This window comes from Streptomyces sp., from assembly GCF_035644915.1.
GTDB lineage: Bacteria > Actinomycetota > Actinomycetes > Streptomycetales > Streptomycetaceae > Streptomyces.
The window spans coordinates 1-4859 of the sequence record NZ_DASQNP010000136.1 but is presented as its reverse complement, the minus strand read 5'-3'; the positions used below and the strand labels follow the sequence as shown (position 1 = coordinate 4859).

The window sequence follows — 4859 nt, the reverse complement described above, 5'->3', positions numbered from 1 at the left end:
GACGGCGGCGGCCGAGCGGGCCAGCGCCGCCTCCCGGGCCGGGCCGGCCGCGGCGCGGGCGGCCTCGACGCGCGGGGCGGCGAACTCGTTCGCCCGCCGGGCGGCCTCGCGGGTGCGCTGGGCCGCACGGGCGGCGGCCAGGTCGACCGCCGGGGGGATCGTCTCGCGAACGTGCTCCAGCCGCGGAGCGACACGGGCGGCGTACTGGTCGCGCACGGCGGACTTGGCCTGTCCGGCGGCGAGGCTCACCTTCGGGGCCACCACCTCCGCGGCGTGCCGCACGCTCTCCCTCGCGTTGTCGGTCGCGCTGCGCACGCTGTCCATGCGGGTCACGGGATCTCCTCCTCATCGGTGGCGTGTCTTCTCCGCCTTCCACCACTGGTCGAGATCATGCCTGCCCAACGGGGGCCAGGCATGCCTCAACAGGCATCCGGGCTATACCGGGCATTGTCCGGGCGACGCCGCGAATCGGTCCCGGATACCGGGTACCCGGGCTGTGCGAGGATCGGGGGGTCACAGCGAACAGATGGAAGGTAGATCGTGGCTGAGCAGCTCTACGCCACCCTGAAGACCAACCACGGCGACATCACCGTCCGGCTCTTCCCGAACCACGCGCCGAAGACGGTTGCGAACTTCGTCGAACTCGCCGAGGGCAAGCGCGAGTGGGTGCACCCGGCCACCGGGAAGAAGTCCACCGACAGGCTGTACGACGGCACGGTCTTCCACCGGGTGATCAGCGGCTTCATGATCCAGGGCGGTGATCCGCTGGGCAACGGCACCGGCGGCCCGGGGTACGAGTTCGCCGACGAGTTCCACCCGGAGCTGGCGTTCACCAGGCCGTACCTGCTGGCGATGGCCAACGCCGGGCCGGGCACCAACGGATCGCAGTTCTTCATCACCGTCGCCCCGACCGCCTGGCTGACCGGCAAGCACACCATCTTCGGCGAGGTCGCCGACCCGGCGAGCCAGAAGGTCGTGGACGCCATCGCGGCCACGCCGACCAACCAGCGCACCGACCGTCCGCTGCAGGACGTGGTGATCGAGTCGGTCGTCGTCGAGCGCCGCTGACCGGCGTCCGGGAACCCACCGCCCCGCCCGGCCGTAGGACAGGTGGGGCGGTGTTCGACGGTGCCCGTCGGCGTCCGGCCGGCGCCCGCGCCGTCGTGCTCCGCGCCCGTACGCCGTGTGCGTACGTGGTGTCCGTACGCGAGGGGCGTTGAGGGGTGGCCATGGAGGAGCAGCAGGGGCAGTCACACCCGGCGGTGGCGCACTGCTACCGGCATCCGGACCGGGAGACGGGGATCTCCTGCGTCCGCTGCGACCGGCCGATCTGCCCCGAGTGCATGATCCCGGCCTCCGTGGGCTTCCAGTGCCCCGAGTGCGTCCGCAGCGGCTCGGGGACGGGCCACGCCCCGGGAGCCCAGCGGCCGCGCACGCTGGCGGGCGGCACCGTCGCCGCCGACCCGCGGCTGGTCACCAAGGTGCTGCTGGGGATCAACCTGGCGCTGTTCGTCGCGGTGCTCGCGGTCGGCGACCGGCTGGTCGGCGAGCTGTCGATGGTGGGCTACGCCTACGACCCCGGTCCGGGCGTGCTCGACTGGGTCGGGGTCGCGGACGGCGAGTGGTACCGGCTGCTGACCTCGGCCTTCCTCCACCAGGAGGTCTGGCACGTCGGCTTCAACATGCTGGCGCTGTGGTGGCTCGGCCCCCAGTTGGAGGCGGCGCTGGGCCGCTGGCGGTACCTGGCGCTGTACCTGCTGTCCGCGCTGGGCGGCAGCACGCTGGCGTACCTGCTGGCCGAGCAGAACCAGGCGTCGCTGGGCGCCTCGGGCGCGATCTACGGGCTGTTCGGGGCGACCGCCGTGCTGATGCGGCGGATGAACTACGACATGCGCCCGATCCTGGTGCTGCTGGCGATCAACCTGTTCATCACCTTCAGGTTCTCGGGCATCTCCTGGGAGGCCCACATCGGCGGCCTGGTCACGGGAGCGGTCATCGCCTACGCGATGGTGCACGCCCCGCGCGAGCGGCGGACGCTGGTGCAGTACGGCACCTGTGCGGTGGTGCTGCTGGCCGTCGTCGTCGCCTGCGCGGTCCGTACGGCGCAGCTGGTCGGCTGACGGCCGGCCCGCGAGGTCGCGCCCGGCCTGCCGGCGGCACGGGCGGAACGGGCCCGTACGGGTGGAGGGGTGCGGAGGTGGAGCGGAAGCGGTGAGCAGAGCCGTGGCCATGGGTTATCCACAGCAGGTGACCGATCTTGTGCATGGTGTGGGTGGACGGCGCCGACACCGCACGCATGTGCGTTTCCCCAGCCAGGCGGGGTGGAGCCGACGCTCCTACCGAGGGTCACCGGTCATAACGACAGGAGAGCAGAAGAGGTTATCCACAGATCTTCAGAAGTTTTCCCAGGGCTGTGGAAGACCTGTGGATAACGCGACTGCGAGCGGCTACTTCCACTGGGTGGAGACGACGAACCCCGCCGCGATGAACCCGAAGCCCACCACGATGTTCCAGTTGCCGAGCGACTTGACCGGCAGGTCGCCCGTCGTCACGTAGAAGACGACGATCCAGGCGAGACCGATCAGGAACAGCGCCAGCATCAGCGGGGCGACCCAGCTCCGCCCCGAACCGAGGTTGACGCTCGTGGCCTGCTTCGCAGGCGGCGGCGTGAACTCGTCCTTCTTGCGGATCCGTGACTTCGGCACGAGGGACTCTCCTGTCGATGCGCTGCGTGACCGCGCTGGCTTGCTCCGAGGGCCCTCCCCCCGGTCGGGGTCCGGCAGGAGGCCGGGGAGGGGGATGCTGCTTGGTTCCGTTAGCGTAGTACTTCCGCGCGCTGGAGGGAGACATGGGTAAGGTGACGAATTCCCGCTTCCGGCCCATCCGGCTCGCGACCGCCGGTGTCTTCGCCCTGGCGGGGTTCCTCTTCTGGGTCAGCTTCAACACCGCCCAGGGCACCGACCTGCGCAGCGACGACTCGATGCTGCGCCTGTCCGACCTCATCCAGGAGCGCAGCCGCTCCAACCAGGAACTGGACGCCTCCGTGGCCCGGCTGCGCCGGGAGATCGACGCCCTCGCCCGGCGCGACAGCGGCGGCACGGAGGCCGAGCAGCGCGCCTTCGAGGACCTGGAGAGGGCCGCGGGCACCCGGAAGCTCTCCGGCCCCGGCCTCACCGTCACCCTCGACGACGCCCCGCCCGACGCCGCCCCCCGGATGCCGGGCCTCCCCGACCCCCAGCCCAACGACCTCGTCGTCCACCAGCAGGACCTCCAGGCCGTGGTCAACGCCCTGTGGGAGGGCGGTGCCCGGGGCATCAAGGTCATGGACCAGCGGCTGATCTCCACCAGCGCCGTGCGCTGCGTCGGCAACACCCTGATCCTCCAGGGCCGCCTGTACTCGCCGCCGTACACCATCACCGCCGTCGGCGACACCGGTGAGCTGCGCGACGCGCTGGACCGGGCGCCGGCCGTCCGGAACTACCGCGAGTACGTCGACGCCTACGGCCTGGGCTGGTCGGTGGAGGAGCACGACGAGGTGACGCTCCCCGGCTACACCGGCGCGGTGAACCTGCGCCACACCGAGCCGGTCGGCTGAGGTCCCAGGTCCCGGCGGAACCGGGCCGGGTGCGGTCCGGACGTGAGGCGTCGGACGCATTGCGCCGCTTGAGCCCCCCGGCGGGCCCGCGTACACGTACTCTGGGTGCGCGAGAAACAGAAGGGACGGCAACACGGCATGTACGGCTGGATCTGGCGGCATCTGCCGGGCAACACGCTGGTACGCGCGCTGCTCTCGCTCGTACTGGCCCTGGCGGTCGTCTACGTGCTCTTCCAGTACGTCTTCCCCTGGGCGGAGCCCCTGCTGCCGTTCAGCGACGTGACGGTCGACGAGGGCCGGGCGGGCCGAGACCGATGAGCGCGCGCGTCCTGGTCGTCGACAACTACGACAGTTTCGTCTTCAACCTCGTCCAGTACCTCTACCAGCTCGGCGCCGAGTGCGAGGTGCTCCGCAACGACGAGGTCCGCCCCGAGCACGTCGGCACGGACCGCTTCGACGGCGTGCTGCTCTCCCCCGGACCGGGCACGCCCGAGGAGGCCGGGGTCTGCGTCGAGATGGTCCGGCACTGCGCCGCGTCCTCCCTCCCCGTCTTCGGGGTCTGCCTGGGGATGCAGTCGATGGCCGTCGCGTACGGCGCGGTGGTGGGCCGGGCGCCGGAGCTGCTGCACGGCAAGACGTCGTCGGTCGAGCACGGGGGCGCAGGCGTCTTCGCCGGCCTGCCCTCCCCCTTCACCGCGACCCGCTACCACTCGCTCGCGGTCGAGCCCGCCACCGTGCCCGCCGAGCTGGAGGTCACCGCCCGGACGGAGACGGGCGTGATCATGGGCCTGCGCCACCGCGAAGTGCCGGTGGAGGGCGTGCAGTTCCACCCCGAGTCGGTGCTCACCGAGTGGGGTCACCGGATGCTCGCCAACTGGCTCGTGCGGTGCGGGGACGCCGGTGCCCTGGAGCGTTCCCGGGGGCTGGCCCCCGTGGTCGGGACGTGACGGCCCTGCGTCCGGAGGGCACGTACGGGAGCGATCCGCACCCCGGTCACCCGCACGCCGATCCCTACGCCGAACCGGGCGCGTTCGAGGCCGCGGTGGGACGGCTCGCCGACCCGCTGAACGACCCGCTGCCGGGCCCGGAGGCGGCACCGCGGGAGCCGTACCCGGGACACCCGGGGGCGCATCCGCCGTACGAGGAGCCCGCGCGGTACGACGTGCCCCCCGCGGACGCCTACGCGCCGGGGTCCTTCCCGCCGGGCGCGGACGCCCACCCGGGGCAGGGCTGGTACGGGCCCGGGGCCCGGCAGGCGCCCGCG

General features: G+C 72.1%; 7 protein-coding genes and 1 pseudogene. 6 read left to right on the top strand and 2 right to left on the bottom strand.

The features are described from left to right. Nucleotides 1–324 (bottom strand): DUF5324 family protein (locus VE546_RS15615; RefSeq protein WP_414720494.1); only part of this gene is annotated, 324 nt, incomplete at its 3' end. 216 nt (nt 325–540) lie between these two features. Between VE546_RS15615 and VE546_RS15610 the strand changes: the two genes are divergently transcribed. Then, nucleotides 541–1068 (top strand): peptidylprolyl isomerase, encoded by a 528-nt coding sequence (locus tag VE546_RS15610; protein WP_324922670.1) that lies wholly within the window; start codon nt 541–543, stop codon nt 1066–1068. A 161-nt stretch (nt 1069–1229) separates the two neighbouring features. Beyond that, a complete protein-coding gene (locus tag VE546_RS15605; RefSeq protein ID WP_324922668.1) occupies nt 1230–2120 on the top strand; it encodes a rhomboid family intramembrane serine protease in 891 nt (296 codons plus the stop codon). A 327-nt stretch (nt 2121–2447) separates the two neighbouring features. Here the strand turns inward: VE546_RS15605 and crgA are convergent, their stop codons facing one another. Beyond that, on the bottom strand, nt 2448–2705 hold the full coding sequence (gene crgA, locus VE546_RS15600) for a cell division protein CrgA (protein WP_324922667.1): 258 nt from the start codon (nt 2703–2705) through the stop codon (nt 2448–2450). Nucleotides 2706–2848: 143 nt separating this feature from the next. Here crgA and VE546_RS15595 point away from each other — a divergent pair, with 143 nt between their 5' ends. The 4 genes and pseudogenes from VE546_RS15595 to VE546_RS15580 form a co-directional block, all read left to right on the top strand. Further along, nucleotides 2849–3595: a DUF881 domain-containing protein gene (locus VE546_RS15595; protein ID WP_324922666.1), complete on the top strand. Its 747-nt coding sequence runs from the start codon at nt 2849–2851 to the stop codon at nt 3593–3595. 138 nt (nt 3596–3733) lie between these two features. After that, nucleotides 3734–3913 (top strand): hypothetical protein, encoded by a 180-nt coding sequence (locus VE546_RS15590; protein ID WP_324922674.1) that lies wholly within the window; start codon nt 3734–3736, stop codon nt 3911–3913. Continuing rightward, nucleotides 3910–4542: an aminodeoxychorismate/anthranilate synthase component II gene (locus tag VE546_RS15585; RefSeq protein ID WP_324922664.1), complete on the top strand. Its 633-nt coding sequence runs from the start codon at nt 3910–3912 to the stop codon at nt 4540–4542. Before VE546_RS15590 ends, VE546_RS15585 begins: the two co-directional genes overlap by 4 nt. Then, nucleotides 4539–4859 (top strand): annotated as a pseudogene (locus VE546_RS15580) (hypothetical protein); the annotation flags it as partial. The gene VE546_RS15585 and the pseudogene VE546_RS15580, both read left to right, overlap by 4 nt.

Excerpts from the sequence above, each read along its gene's own strand:
- VE546_RS15590 (WP_324922674.1), top strand. The coding sequence starts at position 3,734 with ATGTACGGCTGGATCTGGCGGCATCTGCCGGGCAACACGCTGGTACGC.
- VE546_RS15605 (WP_324922668.1), top strand. The coding sequence starts at position 1,230 with ATGGAGGAGCAGCAGGGGCAGTCACACCCGGCGGTGGCGCACTGCTAC.
- VE546_RS15585 (WP_324922664.1), top strand. The coding sequence starts at position 3,910 with ATGAGCGCGCGCGTCCTGGTCGTCGACAACTACGACAGTTTCGTCTTC.
- VE546_RS15595 (WP_324922666.1), top strand. The coding sequence starts at position 2,849 with ATGGGTAAGGTGACGAATTCCCGCTTCCGGCCCATCCGGCTCGCGACC.